Raw genomic sequence first — 18,379 nt, 5'->3', positions numbered from 1 at the left:
AATTGTGTTATTTTTATAATTAGTAAGAGATATAATTAAGTAATATTTTTTAAAACACAAAGGAGTTAATACAATGCAATTTTCTAACTTTCTTAAAGTAGCTGCGGTTGCTTTACCACTAATGGCAGTTACTGCATGTTCTTCAAACAAAACTACTACTGATGAAGGTGGAACTACAACTGTTAATGCATCTCAAAAAATTTTAGAGCAAGTTCGTAAATTACAACAAATGAATATCGTATATTTTGATTTTGATAAATATAATGTTAAACAAGAATATGCAACATTATTAGATGCTCATGCAGTTTTCATGCGTGCGAATTCGGGTATTAAAGTTGTAATTGAAGGCCATGCTGATGAACGCGGTACGCCAGAATACAATATTGCATTAGGCGAACGTCGTGCGAATGCAGTTAAATCATATCTACAAGGTAATGGTGTTCCTGGTGGACAAATGGACATCGTATCTTATGGTAAAGAAAAACCAGCTGTATTAGGACATGACGAAGAAGCTTATTCTAAAAACCGTCGTGCAGTAATAACATACTCTGGTTTCTAATTAGTTTATGTAACGGCTGTTTATGCGGCCGTTTATTTGTCAAGTTCACGCCGAGTATAATAATATGCATAAAAAAGCACTGATATCATTCTTATTTCTTCTATTAAATAGTTATAATTGTGCTGCAAGAAATTCAGATTTAGAAAGAACGATTCAAGCACAAGGTCAATTATTAGTTGAAAGTCAACAGAAGATTAGTGAATTACAAGCAGATGTCGATACACTTCGTGGTCAATTAGAAGAAACCCAATACCAGCTTAATCAGACTATAGAACGTCAAAAAATAATTCTTCAGCAACTGATGAATGGTACAGGACTCTCTTCTAATACTAATCCATCCAAGGAGGGTATATCTTTACCTACTTCTCATGCTGAAGACCAACCACCATCAGATTTATCAAGCTGGACAAATTCTGGTAATGATAAAACTGATTATGACTTCATTGTACAATTTATTAATGATGATAAACAAAATGCTGATACAATAGCTGCCTTTCAAAAGTTTATAAAGAATTATCCTAAATCAACTTATTTAGCCAATGCTAATTATTGGTTAGGTCAACTTTATTATAAGGAAGGAAAGAACGATGAAGCTTCATTTTATTATGCTACTGTTGTAAAAAATTATCCATCTTCTTCCAAAGCAGCTGATAGTCTTTATAAAGTGGGCGTTATCTTATTGGATAAAGGTGATAAAAAGAATGCTAAAAACGTTTTTCAACAAGTTATAAGTAAATATGCTAAAGATAAACAGGTTGTTGATCTTGCGAAGCAAAAATTAGCATCGCTTAAATGAAATGTATAAATAACCAGCTATTGAATTAAAATACTAATAAAAGGGTTGCGCTGCTTAGCAATTATAAGTATTATAGCAACCCGAAATCGCTTGTAGCGTTAGTTATTAAGCATAAAGATTTCATTCAATATGGGTTGTTAGCTCAGTCGGTAGAGCAGCGGACTTTTAATCCGTTTGTCGAGCGTTCGAATCGCTCACGACCCACCACTTTCTCTCTTCATTTTGAATCATAAAAGCAGTATCAACTTAATACTCTTAACCTAATAAGAAACATTAATGTTAGTCAAAATTTATCTTTAACAAATTTAAATAACACGTATTCTTAATTCCAAAGAGGCTAGGTACAAAAAGTGTCGAATAATCAGAATTAATTCCTATCATTTTCATTCACTCTTTCTTAATTTAACAAAATCACTTTGAATAGAAATATTTAACCGTTGTAAAGATATTGTTTAATAAAATCGCATTACTTATATTTAATAATATTAATATATTTCAATAAAATATAATTAAAAACCTATTTTACAGAGCTGAAAAACATAAAATAAGTTGTGCGTGCGAATAATAATCATTATCATTATTATTGTTGTTTTAGCATTTATCAAATAACACAACAAATAATAGGAAAAATAATGAAATTAGTTAATCAAGTCTTCTTACCTTGCTTATTGAGTTCTACCGCTTTTATCGCTTACGCTCAAGAAAAAGTCAATGATGATAATGATATTGAAACTATGAAAGTTGTCGCAACAATTAAGGATAATAATGATCAGCGAATAAAAAAATCATCAACAGCGACTAAAACATCCTTTGATATAAAGGATATTCCTCAAACTATTAATTCGGTTGATCTTCAACAAGAGAAAATTTATGGGCAAAATGATCTGAATGTCATTGTAAATAAATTACCTGGGGTAGATGCAACTTATGATATGCGAGATGAAGGTATCAAAATCCGAGGTTTTTCCGCCAGCTCTGGCGATATTTATCGTGATGGTGTTCGCGCGAGTGGACAAGTTAGACAAAGCACCGCTAACATTGAACGAATTGAAGTGTTAAAAGGACCCGCCTCAGTACTTTATGGCAGAGGATCAGGTGGTGGAATGATAAACATGATTAGTAAACAAGCAAACTTTGATTCACCCACTACGTTAAGTTTGAGAGGGGGATCTTGGGATAAATACGGCGGAATGGTAGATATAAATCATGTTTTGCATGATAAGATTGCTATACGCATGACAATTGATCATCAATCAGAAAAGAGTTTTCGTAAAGGAATAAAACAACGCGATACAATGGTTTCACCAAGTATATTGTATGATAATTTGGCTGGATTTAATTGGTTAGTACAATATACTCATGATAAATTATGGCGTAAGCCAGATAGGGCGCCAGCCTATTATAACCTACCTAAAGGCGTCTCAATTAAAACAGCTTATGCTCACCCTGATGACTATGTAAAAGATAATTTTAATTCATTACGTTCAGTTATGGGATATGAATTTAATCATGACTGGTCTATCAAGCTAACTAATCTATATCGTAAAGCTGATCAGAATTTCGATCACCTTTATGCAGGTAATTATTGTGATTTAAGTGATAAACTCAGTAATCGAGCACCTTGCGACTACAAAGGTAAATTAAAATTCCGTCGAGCTTGGCAAGAAACATCGAATAAAACTTATAGTAATACCCTTGATTTAGTGGGTAAGTTTAATACGGCGAGTATTTCTCATGATATGTTAATAGGGTTCGAATATAATATTGAAAAACGAGAACCTAGATTAGCTTTAACTAGCCAATATCCGGAAGCAGTTGATCCATATCATCCTCATTGGAACTCAAAAAAACCTCGATATAACAAATTAAGTACTAAGACTAATCATAAAGCTACATCCAAAGGGGTATATTGGCAAGACCTAATCAGTTTTACAGAGCAGTGGAAATTACTTGCAGGATTACGTTATGATAATTATGAGTTTGCATCGGATAATAAATTGAATCATCAAAATCGGTCATATGATGGACACTCTCTAAGTCCTCGGTTCGGATTAATTTGGCAGCCGATAGAATCCCAAAGTTTTTATGCTTCGTATAGTAAAAATTTTGCGCCATATGGGGGACGTGGTTTAATCACACTTGCGACAGACTCTAAGACTGTTTACGATGACAAACCTCAATATTCTCGTCAATATGAAGTTGGTGTCAAAAGCGATTGGCTTAATGACAAGCTTTCCTCTCAAATCGCGCTTTACGACCTTGAGCTTTATAATATTCGTTATCAACCCGATGCAGTTAACGATCCTTATAATTGGCAAGTTAGAGGCAGTGATAGAAGCCAAGGTATAGAATTAAGCGTAATAGGAAAATTGAGCAATAATTGGTACATTAATAGCGGTATTGGCTATCAGCAAGCAAAAGTTCATAAAGATAAAAAAACACCTGCTAACAAAGGCAAATATTTATCCAATACAGCCAAACATAGTGGTTATTTCAGCGTACGTTATTTACCTTATGAAAATTGGTTTACTGAACTGGAAGTTAACTATAAGAGCTCAATGTATAACGATGATAACAATCAGATTAAACGTCCTGGTTATGCATCATGGAATGCGGCAATTGGTTATCAAACTCAATCCGTTGATGTGACTTTAGCGATAACTAATTTATTCGGTAAAGAGTATTGGCGTTCAAGTAGTATGCCCGGTACACCTAGAGCCTTTTTATTAACTGCAAGTTATAAATTATGATACTTACTTAATTAATGTTTTTAGGATTGAAAGATAATCGGTTAACTACTTATGTATTCATAAAAAGTAAGCATAAATAATAAGTTGCTACAGTAAAGAGGGAATAGTATTCCCTCTTTTTTATGATGTTTAAACTTTAGCTGCTAATTCAATAATTTTCATTGTTACTTCAAATGATTTTACAAATGATGATAATGGTAAAAATTCGAAACATGAATGAAAGTTATGTGCACCAGTAAAGTAGTTTGGTGTAGTCAGGCCTCTTGCCGATAGTGCTGAACCATCTGTTCCGCCACGCATAGCAATTGTATTTGCCTTAATATTCAATTGCTCAAATGATTGATAAATTAAATCAATTGAACGCTTATCTTCACCTAAATAATTAGCAATATTGCTATAAGTATCGGTTATTTGACATTCGATTTTAGCTCTTGGATATTTACGGCTTATAAAACTTATCACTTCTTGGATATAAGTTTTACGTGCTTCATATTTAGCTAAATCAAAATCTCGGATACTCATTTTTAACGTTGTCGTACTTTGATTACCAATAATATCGTTAAACCAGAAATAACCTTCTTTACCTTCAGTATGTTCAGGCGTTTCGAAACTATCAAAACAGTTAATAATATCGTTAGCAATACCAATAGGGTTGATTAAAACATTTTTAGCTGACATTGGGTGTGCAGTTACACCTTCAATTTCAATAATTGCTGAACCTGCATTAAACGTTTCATAAACGACTTCACCTAATTCGCAACAGTCAATTGTATAAGCAAAATCGGGTTTAAAACGATTCAAGTCAAGTTTTTTCGCGCCGTTTAAACCGACCTCTTCATCAGGTACGAAAGCAACATAAATATCACCATAGGTACAATTTTGCTTTTGTAATTGATCTAACATTGTCATAACAACAGCTATTGCAGCTTTATTATCGGCACCCAGCACACTTGTACCATCAGTAACAATTAATTCTTCATTGATGTATTTATTCAATTCAGGATGCTCAGCAACTTTAAACCAGATATTTTTATCTTTATTTAATAAAATATCTTCACCCGTAAAAGTGACTCGTTGTGGGTTAATTTTATCCGATAAGGCGACATCAACCGTATCAAGATGAGCGACGTAACCAATTTTAGGTGCATTTGGATTATTTCCAGATAACTTAGCAGTGACAATACTATGCTCATCAAGATAAACTTCTTGTAGATTAAGATCAATTAACTCTTGTTTGAGTAAATTGGCTAATTGTGTTTGTCCTGATGTAGAGGGAACATGTGCACAACCCATCGCACTTTGACTTGGTATACTAACGTAACGTAAAAAACGTTCAACTAATTGTTCGGTAATATTCATATTATTTTGACTCCTTATTGATGACTAATGATTCACGGGTGGATAAACATAACCACTATCAAAGCCGATAGGCAGTCCTAGGAACCAAAATAGCAGTAAATTAATTGTTAAAGCAATAAGTAAGCCCGCAGTATATGGGATCATCATAGAGCTTAAAGTGCCCACTCCAGTATTTTTACAATACTGCTGACAATAGGCAATGATTAAAGGATAGAAAGCAAACATTGGTGTACTAACATTGACTGCTGAGCTAATACGATAGGCCGCTTGTGTTAGTTCTGGTGAGATACCAACAGACATGAGCATAGGAACAAAAATCGGCGCTAAAATAGCCCATTTTGACGAAGCAGAAGTAATTAATACATTCAACATGCTAGTTAAAATGATCACACCAAAAATAGTGACAACCGATGGTAAATGTAAGGCTTTTAAAAATTCAGCACCACCAATAGCAATCAATGTCCCTATTTGGGAGTGTGAAAAGACATATAAAAACTGTGCACAAAAGAATGCAAAAACAATAAAAGGAATAAGAGATTGAGTAATCTTTTCCATTGATTTGACAATATCACGTGATGATTTAAATGCGCCAGTGATTACGCCATGGATTAAACCAGGAATAGCAAAAAAAACAAATAATAAAGGTACAATGATTTGCATAATTGGTGCTTGATTACTGGTTAAACTACCATCAGGTGCACGAAGTAAAGAATTTTCGGGTAACAGTAACAATACTAATCCAATAGCAATAATCAAAAATACACAAGAAGCGATTTTAAAAGCGCGATTTTCTAAAGGTGTAATAGCTGGTGAATTAGCCAAATTATTAAGTTCAAGATCATTATTTAGTGGCATCGTTGCTTTTAAGCGAGGTTCAACAATTTTATCTGTTATAAACCAACAAGCAATTAATACAAAGAATGTACCGCCAAAACTTAAAAAATAGTTACATAAAACATTAATTTGATAAGATGGATCGATAATTTGTGCTGCACTTTGGGTAAAACCTTGCATGATCGGATCGATGATTGATGGCGTATAACTTGAACTAAAACCACCTGCTAATCCTGCAAATGAGGCAGCTATCCCAGCCAGAGGATGACGACCCGTTGCATAAAACATCATTGCCGAAACTGGCATTAAAATAACATAAGCCGAATCAGCCGCAATATGACAAACCATACTGACAAAGATAACAGATGGAGTAACTAATTTTTTTGGGGTGATAGCCAATAATTTTTTAAGTAATACATGAATATAGCCACTGCTTTCGGCAATTCCTATACCTAATGTGGCAACAATAGTAATGCCTAGTGGTGGAAAACTAACAAAATTGGGTACCATTTTAGTAAAAAAAACCACTAAATTATCAGGTGCCAGCATATTAACGACTACTAGTTTGTCTTTAGTTACTGGATTTATAAAATCGAAGCTTACAAAGGAAAGTAATAATGAAGCAACAAAACAGATAATTAAAGCGAAGAAAAAAAGTGTAGTGACATCGGGGATCTTGTTTCCAATTCGTTCTATAGTATTTAAAAAGCCGCCGGTTCTGATCGGTGACGAATTTGTAGTTTGATTCATAAAAAAATAAGTATATATGTTGTTCGGACCGACAATTTAGCACATATCAATACGGTAGGTAAACCAAGTGTTAGTTAAGTTTTATACTATTTCATTAATTTAATTTGAACGCTCTCATCATTACTTTAATTTATATAACTTGTTATTTTTAAAATATCTTTGATATGCATCTTGAATCATATTTCGCTAGTATAACCTATATTAAAACTCATCTTTTCACCAATTATTATCAACTATTATTATTAACAATATAATTGCATAAAAATTTTTTAGTGATATATTGATTGAATATTTAGTCACAAAAATAGCATAAATATTCACTTGGTTAAACGTAACACTTTAGGAAATATTATAATACACGCAGTGGGGGTTATCATGGTTTTCGATATTGATTTAATTAAATATATCTATCAGCACTATCCACAAAAAATTGACCTCATTCGACAAAGAATCGGAAAACCATTAACCTTAACAGAAAAAATTCTTTATGCACATCTAGCACAAGGAGAAGAGCTTAAAAATTATAAACGTGGTGAAGATTATGTTAATTTTGCGCCAGACCGAGTGGCTATGCAAGATGCAACGGCCCAAATGGCGCTCTTACAATTGATGAATTCTGGGAGAAATAGAGTTGCAGTACCATCAACAGTTCATTGTGATCACTTAATTCAAGCGTATAAAAATGCTCATGATGACTTAATTATTGCTGAAAGTAATAATCAAGAGGTCTATCAATTTCTACGAGATGTATCAAACAAGTATGGTATCGGGTTTTGGAAGCCTGATGCCGGCATTATCCACCAAGTTGTTCTTGAAAATTATGCTTTTCCAGGTGGGATGATGATAGGTACGGATTCACATACTCCAAATGCAGGAGGCCTTTCAATGATAGCTATTGGCGTCGGTGGAGCTGATGCCGTTGATGTCATGGCTGGTATGCCATGGGAATTAAAAATGCCTAAAATTATTGGGGTAAAATTGATTGGTAAATTATCTGGTTGGGTCTCACCTAAAGATGTTATTTTAAAACTTGCTGGTATTTTAACGGTTAAAGGTGCAACAAATTCAATTATTGAGTATTTTGGTGAGGGCGCTCAATCTTTATCAGCAACAGGAAAAGCAACAATATGTAATATGGGGGCAGAGGTTGGTGCTACAACATCCATATTTGCATATAGTAAAAAATCTGCCGATTACTTGGCGATAACTGGTCGCCAAGAGGTGGTTGATTTAGCGAATAAATTAGTTGACTGTTTTAATCCAGATTCTGCTGTTTTAGATCAACCAGAAAAATACTATGATCAAGTAATTGAAATTAACCTTTCCGAACTTGAGCCTTATGTAAATGGGCCTTTTACGCCAGATTTGGCTTATCCAATCTCACAACTTGCAACAGCAGTTAAAGAACATAATTACCCAGATAATATGGAAGTTGGATTGATTGGTTCATGTACTAACTCTTCCTATGAAGATATGATGCGTGCCGCATCGGTGATTAATAATGCTAACCAATTAGGGCTCACCGTAAAAGCCAAATTAATTATTAATCCAGGATCCGAGCAAGTAAAATATACTTCCAAGCGAGATGGTATATTAAATCATTTTGAACAAGCTGGCGCAGCCATCATGGCAAATGCTTGTGGACCTTGTATAGGACAATGGCGCCGTGATGAAGTAGCCGATGAACATAAAAATTCGATAGTAACATCGTTCAATCGTAACTTTGCTAAACGTAATGACGGCAGCCCAAACACTTATGCTTTTGTGTGCTCTCCTGAAATTGTAGTGGCATTATCTATTGCTGGAAAATTAAGCTTTAACCCATTAACCGATAACCTAATTAACGACAAAGGACAAAAAGTCAAACTTCAAGAGCCAAGTGGTGATGAATTACCGAAACGTGGATTTGAGGTAGATGACGCAGGTTACGTTGCTCCAATTGCTGATGGCAGTTTAGTGGAAGTCCATATTGCTACAAATTCTGAAAGGTTACAGCAACTTGCTCCTTTTTCACCTTGGGATGGAAAAGACATTATATCGCAACCGTTGTTAATTAAAGCGACGGGTAAATGTACCACGGATCATATTTCAATGGCTGGTAAATGGCTAAAATTTCGCGGTCATTTAGATAATATTTCAAATAATATGTTGATCGGCGCTATTAATGCTTTTAATCAAAAAAGTAACTCAGTGTTAGATACCCAAACAGGAGATTACATCGAAGTTCCAGCATTAGCTCGCAAATTGAAAGCACAAGGCATTGGTTCAATAGTAATTGCTGAAGAAAATTATGGTGAAGGTTCATCACGAGAACATGCTGCGATGGAACCACGTTTCTTGAATGTTAAAGCGATAGTTGTTAAATCATTTGCTCGAATTCATGAAACCAATCTTAAAAAACAAGGGATGTTAGCACTGACATTTGTTGATAAGTCTGATTATGACAAAATTCGTGAAGATGATCAGATTAGCATTACCGGTTTAACTGATTTTGTGCCTGAAAAACATCTAACATTAACGCTTCATCATCATGATGGTACAACTGACTCTTTTGCTGTTGCTCATACTTATAATCAATCTCAAATAGATTGGTTTAAAGCGGGTAGTGCTTTAAATAAAATGAAAGAACAACTTAATGAAAACCGAAAATAAGAGGAATATAAAATGAATCAGCAAGTTTTGATTGAAAATGGACAACTCATTGTACCTGATAACCCGATAATTCCTTTTATTGAAGGTGATGGTATTGGTAAAGAAATTTGGGCGGCAGCGAATAAGATCTTTGATAAAGCGATAGAAAAAGCCTATCAAGGTAAGCGTAAAGTTGAATGGCGCGAAGTATTTGCAGGTGAAAAGTCATTTAATTTGAATGGTAATTGGCTGCCCGATGAAACTATGAATGCTTTTAAAAAATATTTGATAGGTATAAAAGGTCCATTAACAACACCAGTTGGTGGGGGCATTCGTTCTCTTAATGTTGCACTTCGTCAAGAGTTAGATCTCTATGTATGCTTACGACCCGTTCGCTGGTTTAAAGGTGTTGAATCGCCTGTAAAATACCCAGAAAAAGTCAACATGACTATTTTTCGAGAAAATACTGAAGATATTTATGCAGGCATTGAATGGATGCAAGGAACACCAGAAGCTGAAAAATTTTATCAGTTTTTATCTGAGCAAATGGGGGTAAAAAAAGTACGTTTCCCTAAAAGTTCATCTTTTGGTGTCAAACCCGTTTCAATTGAGGGATCTGAACGATTAATAAGATCTGCAATAAACTACGCATTACAAAATAATCTACCTTCAATGACCTTAGTTCATAAAGGGAATATTATGAAGTTTACCGAAGGCGGATTTAAACAATGGGGATATGAACTTGCTGAAAAAGAATTTACTGATGCGGTTTTTACAATGAATCAATATGCGAAGATACAAAAAGCAGATGGAAAGGTCACAGCAGATAAAGCTTTAAATAATGCTATATCAGCATCTAAATTGATTGTAAAAGACGTGATTTGTGACGCATTTTTACAAAATACCTTATTAAATCCGCAAGACTATTCAGTCGTCGCTACATTAAATCTAAACGGTGATTATATATCAGATCAACTGGCAGCCATGGTTGGTGGTATTGGTATAGCGCCCGGTGCAAACATTAATTATTTAACTGGACATGCCATTTTTGAAGCAACACATGGCTCAGCCCCTAATATAGCGGGTCAGAACCAAGCAAATCCCTCATCGCTATTACTTTCTGGTGTTATGATGTTTGATTATCTTGGTTGGCATGAAGTTGGTCAACTGATCACTAAAGCCATGGAAACTTTATTTCAACAAGGAAAAGCTACAAACGATTTAGCTCGTTTTATGCAAAATGGACAATCCTTATCAACCACTCAATTTACTCAAGCAGTAATAGATAACTTATAAAATTAAGGAGTAATTACAAATGAAAGAAAAATTTTTAGTTTATAAGCTATCTGAAACTGTCAAAAATACCAGTAAGATTCAATCACAATTATTTGAAAAATTTAATGTAAAACGTGGATTACGCAATGCTGATCACACTGGCGTCCTAGTTGGCTTAACTAAAATTGGTGATGTATTGGGTTATCAACATTTGGATGATGGCACATTAGAACCAATACCAGGGAAATTATTATATCGAGGCATAGATATTGAAGATCTGGTTCACAATGCTCAAGAAGAACAACGCACAGGTTTTGAAGAAACCATCTATCTACTTTTATCAGGGCGGTTACCGGATACAGAAGAACTCTGTGACTTTTCTAGATTACTTGGTGAATCAATGGCATTGGAAAAACAGACAAAGATAGCCATTATGGAACTCGAAGGCCACGATATAATGAATATTTTGGCCAGAACGGTTCTAGAAATGTATACTTATGATTCACAAGCGGATGATACTTCGCGTGATAATCTTATGCGTCAATCTATCGACCTTATTGCTAAATTCCCTGCAATTATTGCTTATGCTTACAATATGTTGAGCCATAGTGCTAAAGGTAAATCATTGCACATCCGCCATCCTCATGAACATTTTTCAATAGCAGAAAACTTTTTATATATGATGAAAGGCTCGGATGGATATACTGATCTAGATGTGCGTGTTCTTGATTTAGCTATGATTATTCATGCTGAACATGGCGGTGGTAATAATTCAACATTTACCGTTCGTGTCACGAGTTCAACAGGTACTGATACCTATTCATCAATTGCAGCAGGTATTGGCTCATTAAAAGGACCGTTACATGGCGGCGCTAATTTGCAAGTTGGTAAAATGTTAAAACATCTCGCAGAACAAATAAAAAACTGGGCGGATGTAAACGAAATTGACAACTATCTACAGCGGATATTGAATAAAGAAGTATTCGATAAAAAAGGGTTGATTTATGGTATCGGCCACGCAGTTTATACTGTATCGGATCCTCGTGCCGTATTACTTAAAGAGATGGCACATGAACTAGCAAAAGAAAAAGGACGAGAAAAAGAATATAACTTCTTAAATCTGCTTGAAGAAAGGGCAATTAATGCTGTTGTTAATCGAAAAAATGCCAGAACAAAAAAACTAGTATGTGCCAATGTTGATTTTTATTCAGGCTTTGTTTATGACATGATTGGTTTACCTAGAGAAGTTTATACACCACTATTTGCTATGTCTCGAATCGTTGGATGGTGTGCACATCGAATTGAAGAACTTAATTTTGATGATCGACGCATAATTCGACCGGCCTATAAAAATATTGGTGAGCTTATGCCATTTATTCCATTAAAAGATCGTTAAAATTATCATCCGTCAGTTTGATTCTGACGGTTTGCACAAAAGCTTATTTTATTAAAAAAAGCATGGTGATTTAAAGCAATAGTTTGTAGACTATCCCACATTGTCGGTTTTTGACTCTGTATTATATAAATGAATCTTTTAAAATCTTTAGCAACAGTAAGTTCCATGACCATGGTATCTCGTGTATTAGGTTTTGTGCGTGATGCTATCATTGCTCGCTTTTTTGGTGCCGGTATGGCTACCGATGCCTTTTTTGTTGCCTTTAAACTCCCTAATTTATTGCGGCGTATTTTTGCTGAGGGCGCATTTTCACAAGCCTTTGTACCAATTTTAGCTGAATATAAGAATCAACAAGGAATAGAAGCAACGCGGACTTTTGTCGCTTATGTTGCTGGTTTATTAACTTTAGTATTAGCCATTGTTACCTTAATTGGCGTAGTGTGTGCTCCTTTTATTATTATGGTAACCGCGCCTGGATTTATGCAAGAATCTAGTGATAAATTTGATCTTGCCACAACGATGTTGCGTATTACCTTTCCTTATATCTTTTTTATTTCACTTGCATCATTGGTTGGAGCAATATTAAATACTTGGAATCGTTTTTCTGTCCCAGCTTTTGTTCCAACCTTGTTAAATATTAGCATGATTACGTTTACGCTATTTTTGACACCTTACTTTAATCCACCCGTATTAGCACTCGCGGCATCAGTTGGGGTAGGAGGCATTTTACAATTACTTTATCAGCTTCCTTATTTAAAAAAAATTGGCATGTTGGTTTTACCAAGAATTAACTTTAAAGATAGTGGCGTTTGGCGAGTATTAAAACAGATGGCACCTGCTATTTTAGGGGTATCAGTTGGACAAATTTCTTTAATTATTAATACGATTTTTGCTTCATTTCTTATTTCTGGTTCTGTATCGTGGATGTATTATGCCGACCGACTTATGGAATTTCCTGCTGGCGTACTAGGGGTTGCACTTGGCACAATTCTATTACCTTCCCTATCCAAAAGCTTTTCTAAAGGTGATTATAAACAATATTCAGAGTTGCTAGATTGGGGATTGCGACTCTGTTTTCTTTTAGCATTACCAAGTACTGTCGCTTTAGGTGTTATATCTCGTCCACTTATATCAACCTTATTTGAATATGGGCAATTTACCTTAAATGATGCCTTAATGACTCAGCGAGCATTGGTGGCTTATTCTGTTGGTTTACTTGGCATGATTTTGATTAAAGTATTAGCCCCTGCTTTTTATTCACGACAAGATATTAAAACTCCCGTCAAAATTGCAATTGTTACCTTAATTTTAACGCAACTGATGAACCTTGTTTTTATTGGGCCATTACAGCATGCAGGACTTTCACTCTCAATTGGTCTTGCGGCTTGTTTTAATGCAGCGTTATTATTCTGGCAATTACGAAGAAAACAACTATATCAACCACAGCCGGGATGGTATAACTTTTTAGCTAAAGTAATTATTGCTGTTATTTTCATGTCTGTTGTTTTATGGTTTGGCGCGCAACTATTACCTGATTGGTCAACTGGATCGATGTTAATGCGTATTGGGCGACTACTGGTGTTAGTCATAGCTGGTATTATTATCTATTTTGCATCATTAATCGCAATGGGCTTTAAGATAAAACATTTTATTAAACGTATTGATTGATAACAACTATTGCAGTTAACAAAATTTTGTCAAAAAGTTTCAGGTTAACATAACGTTTCAGTAAAAAATGTAACTAAATTGGTGATTAGGTCTGGTATTTCAACACTATTGAATAATTAGACATTTATGATTTTAGAATTAGTTTTTATTTTCTTATAAATATCCAATTTAATCATCATGGACCGATACAATCATCGGTCCAGCTACTTATGAAAATAATCTACTAAACTTATTTTTAAATTGAGATAATATATTGTTCAATCAAATAGATAGGTTTAAATAATTCCTATTCTTTTTACAAGAATGAACGATATGGCAATTCTGGTTCATCAGTAAAGATATCTCTAAATCCTCTATAATGCTGATAATGCATTTTATGTTGATCAGTAGGATATGTATATTTACCCCCAACTTGCCAGAAAAATGGTCTAAATTGATATTCAAGACGATCTTTTTTCATTTCCCAAAGAACTTCAATTTCACGAGGATCACTTTGGAAATTTGACCATATATCATGATGGAATGGAATCACCACTTTGGTATTAAGCGATTCAGCCGCACGTAAAATGTCTGACGAAGTCATTTTATCGGTAACGCCACGAGGGTTTTCACCATAAGAAAGTAAAGCCACATCAATTTTATAATCATTACCATGTTTGGCATAGTAGTTAGAGTAATGTGAATCTCCTGAATGGTAAAGTGATCCTCCTGAAGTTTCAAATAAATAGTTAACAGCACGATCATTCATACCATCTAGAATCGATTTATCGGTAGAAGATACACCTTTTGGTAAAGTAACCAATGATGTTCTATCAAAAGAATCTAAAACGCGAATTGTAATATCACCTACTTCAATTGTTTCGCCAACTTTAGCAACGATACAACGATCTTCTGGAACACCCCAACTTTTCCATAATTCAACACAAGCTTTTGGACCAATAAATTTAACTTTCGGAGAGCAATTTTGAATTACAGCAGCAGCGACGTTGACATCGATATGATCGGCATGATCATGGGTTGCCATAACTGCATCAATTTGCTTAATCGCGAATGGATCTAATACAAATGGACTGGTTCTTAAATTAGGTTGCAATTCACGAACGCCACCCATACGCATCATTTGATGCTGTTTATTCATTAATGGGTTTGCATGTGTTTTTTTCCCTGTACCACACCAAAAATCGACAGAGATATTAGTATTACCTGCTGATTTTAACCAAATCCCGGTACAAGCTAACCACCACATGGTGAAAGTATTTGGTTTCACAACGGTGTTTTCAATCTCTTCATTTAACCAAGTTCCCCATTCAGGAAAAGTGTTCAAAATCCAAGAATCTCGGGTAATTTCATTTACTTTACTCATACTATGTTCCTTTTTTTTATTTAATAGTTAGACTAATATCACTTCAACTCCCTGCTTTTTAATGCATTCAATTACTTCCTTATTTGCTTGCGCCCCAGTAATCAAAATATCAATTTTATTTATTGGGCAAAAAAGCATGCCAGAGTTTGCTTTGGTATCGATCTTTGAGCTATCAACCACTACGACTAATTTTTCTGCTTTTTCTAATATCTGTTGTTCAGCAACAGCACTTAAAATTTCACTTTTATAAAGGCCTGTTGATGTTAATGTTTTTCCACTGGTAAACATCCATTTTGCGGCATAAGAATCGGTGATACTTGCAATAGGATTGAGTATGATATTTTGTGTTTTATTATATAACCCACCCATAATGATCACATTTTCATGGTCATGTTCAATCAAATAACACGCTAAAGGAAAATAATTAGTGATAATTGATACCTTTTTCCCACAAAGTTCTCGTCCTAATAAAAATGCCGTTGAACCACAATTAATCACTATATTTTCATCACTACCGCATAACTTAGCTGCTCGAATCGCAATCCGTGCCTTTTCGTGATAGTGATCTGTATTGTTATTACCTATTGGGGCCCAAATTGGTTTCTGTTCTTCAAGACGCATAATGCCATTGCGTACTTTTTTGACACGACCATCTTGATCTAATTTTGTGATATCTCTTCTAGCGGTAGCGGGTGATATTGAAAAATGATTGATTAATTCGGTCACTTTTAATTCACCTTTCTCGTTAACCAAAGCGACGATCTCGTTATGTCGCGTTAATTCATTCATTAAAATTCCTCATTTTAATTTGAGCATTTTTGATTATTTTGATAATAATTTTCATTATTAAAATTGTCAATTATCTTATTGTTTTTATTTGTCAACATTTATTTAATATATTGATAATTATAAATATAGAGTTAAATCGATGTAGTTTTTTTTCATTATTATGTGAAGTTGATCACAGATATGGTTTCTGGTTTTAGAGAAAAGTGATCTTCATCAAAATAATCATAAATAATCATTGTATGATTTATTTTGATTATAGAATATAACAAGCGTTAATCAAGCCATCTTAATTTGATTAACAAAGTATAGGGTTAATTTAGCTCAAAGATTCACTCGACAGTGAACAACTATATAAAAAGGGCATTAGGATAAGTTTTATTATCGCTTTGTAAGCACGATATAAACTTCAAATTTTAAAAAAGCCCATAACCAATGAGAGGGGCATATGGAAGTAATCTATAACGTATTTTATATTTTTTATAGTCAAGTCATGACTAAAGCACCATTGTTACTCGGCTTAGTAACAATGTTAGGTTATTGTCTTTTACGCAAAGATATCACCACTATTTTGAAAGGAACAATCAAAACGATTGTTGGTTTTATGTTGTTACAAGTTGGCTCAGGTGTACTGGTTTCAACATTTAAGCCAGTGATTGCCAAATTGGCTGAGTATCACGGTATTAATGGATCGATTATTGATGTTTATGCTTCTATGATGACTGTAGAACATAATATGGGTGATAAATATTCTTGGGTAGGCTATGCCGTATTACTCGCATTGGCTATCAATATCCTTTTGGTCATTTTTCGCCGTATCACAGGTATTCGCACCATTATGCTAACAGGTCATATTATGTTCCAACAAGTGGGATTAATTGCCCTGTTTTATTTTCTGTTTGGTTACAGTATGTGGGAAACAATAATCTACTCCGCCATTATTACCGCATTATATTGGGGAATATTTTCTAATATGATGTTTAAATCTACAGAAGCTGTTACTGGAGGAGCGGGTTTTTCAATTGGTCATCAACAACAATTGGGGTCTTGGATCGCTGTTAAATTAGCACCTAAATTGGGCGATAAAAATGACTCAGTTGATAATCTTAAATTACCTAAATGGTTACATATTTTTCACGATAGTATCGCTGCAACAGCGATTGTGATGACATTCTTTTTTGGCATCATCCTTCTTTCATTTGGTTTGGATAATTTGCAAACCATGGCAGGGTCAACCCATTGGACAATTTACATTTTAGAAACAGGTCTTAAATTCGCTGTCGCAATACAAGTCATCGTCGGTGGGGTCAGAATGTTTGTGGCTGAATTGTCTGAAGCGTTTAAAGGTATTTCTGAAAAATTAATTCCTAATGCCGTATTAGCCATTGATTGTGCTGCAATTTATGCTTTTTCACCAAATGCAATGGTATTTGGTTTTATTTGGGGGGCATTAGGACAATTTTTAGCAATTGCCTTGTTACTTATATTTAAATCACCAATTATGATCATTCCTGGTTTTATACCAATGTTTTTCTCTAACGCAACAATTGGGGTATTTGCTAATCACTTTGGTGGTTGGAAAGCCGTTATGAAAATCTGTTTTGTTATGGGAATGATTGAGGTATTTGGTTCAGCTTGGGTCATTCATATCTTTGCAAAAAATGGCACTCCAATTGACTCTTGGATGGGGATGGCTGACTGGGCGATATTATTCCCACCTATTATACAAGGTTTATCTTACTCCCACTTATTTATCTATCTGATTATTGCATTGGCTTTAGTATATATGTTCTTTGCCGCTAAACAATTACGCCAAGAGGAAGCAAACGCAAAAATTGAACCAGAACAAAATAATATTCATCAAGATGTTAATGAAAACGTTGTTGAAAAAATGGATGAAGTGGCAATAAGCGAAGGGCGAGCAGTACGAATCTTAGCTGTGTGTGGTAGCGGACAAGGCTCTTCTATGATGATGAAAATGAAAATAGCTAATTATTTAGATAAGAAAGGCATTGCTAATGTCATGGATTCTTGCGCGGTGACAGATTACAAATCACGGTTACCTAATATTGACATTATTGTGGCGTCTAAACATTTAATTAACGAGATTGAAGTTAATGAAGGACAACATGCTTTAGGTGTCCAAAACATGTTAAATCCAAATACATTTGGTGAAGAACTTATTGAACTTATTAAAAAAGTGCTTGCTTAA

At 34.4% G+C, this 18,379-nt stretch carries 12 protein-coding genes and 1 tRNA gene; 9 read left to right on the top strand and 4 right to left on the bottom strand.

Annotated features, from left to right (window positions below):
* The first annotated feature begins 73 nt into the window (after positions 1-73).
* The 4 genes from pal (at position 74) to A9G17_RS05475 (ending at position 4,105) form a co-directional block, all read left to right on the top strand.
* The gene (pal, locus tag A9G17_RS05490; protein WP_065737855.1) at positions 74-559 is read left to right on the top strand and encodes a peptidoglycan-associated lipoprotein Pal; all 486 of its coding nucleotides are present in this window, start codon (positions 74-76) and stop codon (positions 557-559) included.
* A 64-nt stretch (positions 560-623) separates the two neighbouring features.
* The gene (ybgF, locus tag A9G17_RS05485; protein WP_176714257.1) at positions 624-1,355 is read left to right on the top strand and encodes a tol-pal system protein YbgF; all 732 of its coding nucleotides are present in this window, start codon (positions 624-626) and stop codon (positions 1,353-1,355) included.
* 131 nt (positions 1,356-1,486) lie between these two features.
* Positions 1,487-1,562, top strand: a tRNA-Lys gene (locus A9G17_RS05480).
* Between the two features lie 425 nt (positions 1,563-1,987).
* Positions 1,988-4,105: a TonB-dependent receptor gene (locus A9G17_RS05475; RefSeq protein WP_065737853.1), complete on the top strand. Its 2,118-nt coding sequence runs from the start codon at positions 1,988-1,990 to the stop codon at positions 4,103-4,105.
* A 129-nt stretch (positions 4,106-4,234) separates the two neighbouring features.
* On the opposite strand, the gene pepT is transcribed toward A9G17_RS05475, so the two are convergent.
* Both pepT and A9G17_RS05465 read right to left on the bottom strand, forming a co-directional pair.
* Complete coding sequence (gene pepT, locus A9G17_RS05470; protein ID WP_065737852.1) at positions 4,235-5,464, bottom strand: peptidase T; 1,230 nt, start codon at positions 5,462-5,464, stop codon at positions 4,235-4,237.
* A 24-nt stretch (positions 5,465-5,488) separates the two neighbouring features.
* Complete coding sequence (locus A9G17_RS05465; RefSeq protein ID WP_065737851.1) at positions 5,489-7,048, bottom strand: AbgT family transporter; 1,560 nt, start codon at positions 7,046-7,048, stop codon at positions 5,489-5,491.
* A gap of 375 nt (positions 7,049-7,423) precedes the next feature.
* Here A9G17_RS05465 and A9G17_RS05460 point away from each other — a divergent pair, with 375 nt between their 5' ends.
* From A9G17_RS05460 to murJ, 4 genes are all read left to right on the top strand, one after another.
* Entirely contained in the window at positions 7,424-9,700 is a 2,277-nt protein-coding gene (locus A9G17_RS05460; protein WP_065737850.1) for an aconitate hydratase, read from the top strand.
* A 12-nt stretch (positions 9,701-9,712) separates the two neighbouring features.
* Positions 9,713-10,975, top strand: a complete 1,263-nt coding sequence (icd, locus tag A9G17_RS05455) for an NADP-dependent isocitrate dehydrogenase (RefSeq protein WP_065737849.1) — start codon at positions 9,713-9,715, stop codon at positions 10,973-10,975.
* 19 nt (positions 10,976-10,994) lie between these two features.
* Positions 10,995-12,350 carry a citrate/2-methylcitrate synthase gene (locus tag A9G17_RS05450; protein WP_039128066.1) on the top strand — a complete coding sequence of 452 codons (1,356 nt, stop codon included), beginning with the start codon at positions 10,995-10,997 and terminating at the stop codon, positions 12,348-12,350.
* A gap of 129 nt (positions 12,351-12,479) precedes the next feature.
* A complete protein-coding gene (murJ, locus tag A9G17_RS05445; protein WP_065737848.1) occupies positions 12,480-14,018 on the top strand; it encodes a murein biosynthesis integral membrane protein MurJ in 1,539 nt (512 codons plus the stop codon).
* A 295-nt stretch (positions 14,019-14,313) separates the two neighbouring features.
* Here murJ and ulaG read toward each other — a convergent pair whose 3' ends face one another.
* On the bottom strand, positions 14,314-15,381 hold the full coding sequence (gene ulaG / locus A9G17_RS05440; RefSeq protein WP_065737847.1) for an L-ascorbate 6-phosphate lactonase: 1,068 nt from the start codon (positions 15,379-15,381) through the stop codon (positions 14,314-14,316).
* Positions 15,382-15,408: 27 nt separating this feature from the next.
* On the bottom strand, positions 15,409-16,170 hold the full coding sequence (gene ulaR / locus A9G17_RS05435) for an HTH-type transcriptional regulator UlaR (protein ID WP_065737846.1): 762 nt from the start codon (positions 16,168-16,170) through the stop codon (positions 15,409-15,411).
* A gap of 445 nt (positions 16,171-16,615) precedes the next feature.
* Here ulaR and A9G17_RS05430 point away from each other — a divergent pair, with 445 nt between their 5' ends.
* Positions 16,616-18,379 (top strand): PTS ascorbate-specific subunit IIBC, encoded by a 1,764-nt coding sequence (locus A9G17_RS05430; RefSeq protein ID WP_065737845.1) that lies wholly within the window; start codon positions 16,616-16,618, stop codon positions 18,377-18,379.

It is taken from the genome of Gilliamella sp. wkB7, from assembly GCF_001693435.1.
Taxonomy (GTDB): Bacteria; Pseudomonadota; Gammaproteobacteria; order Enterobacterales; family Orbaceae; genus Gilliamella; species Gilliamella apicola_N.
Note: the sequence above shows the minus strand (reverse complement) of the source record. Positions and strands in the feature narration are given on the sequence as shown.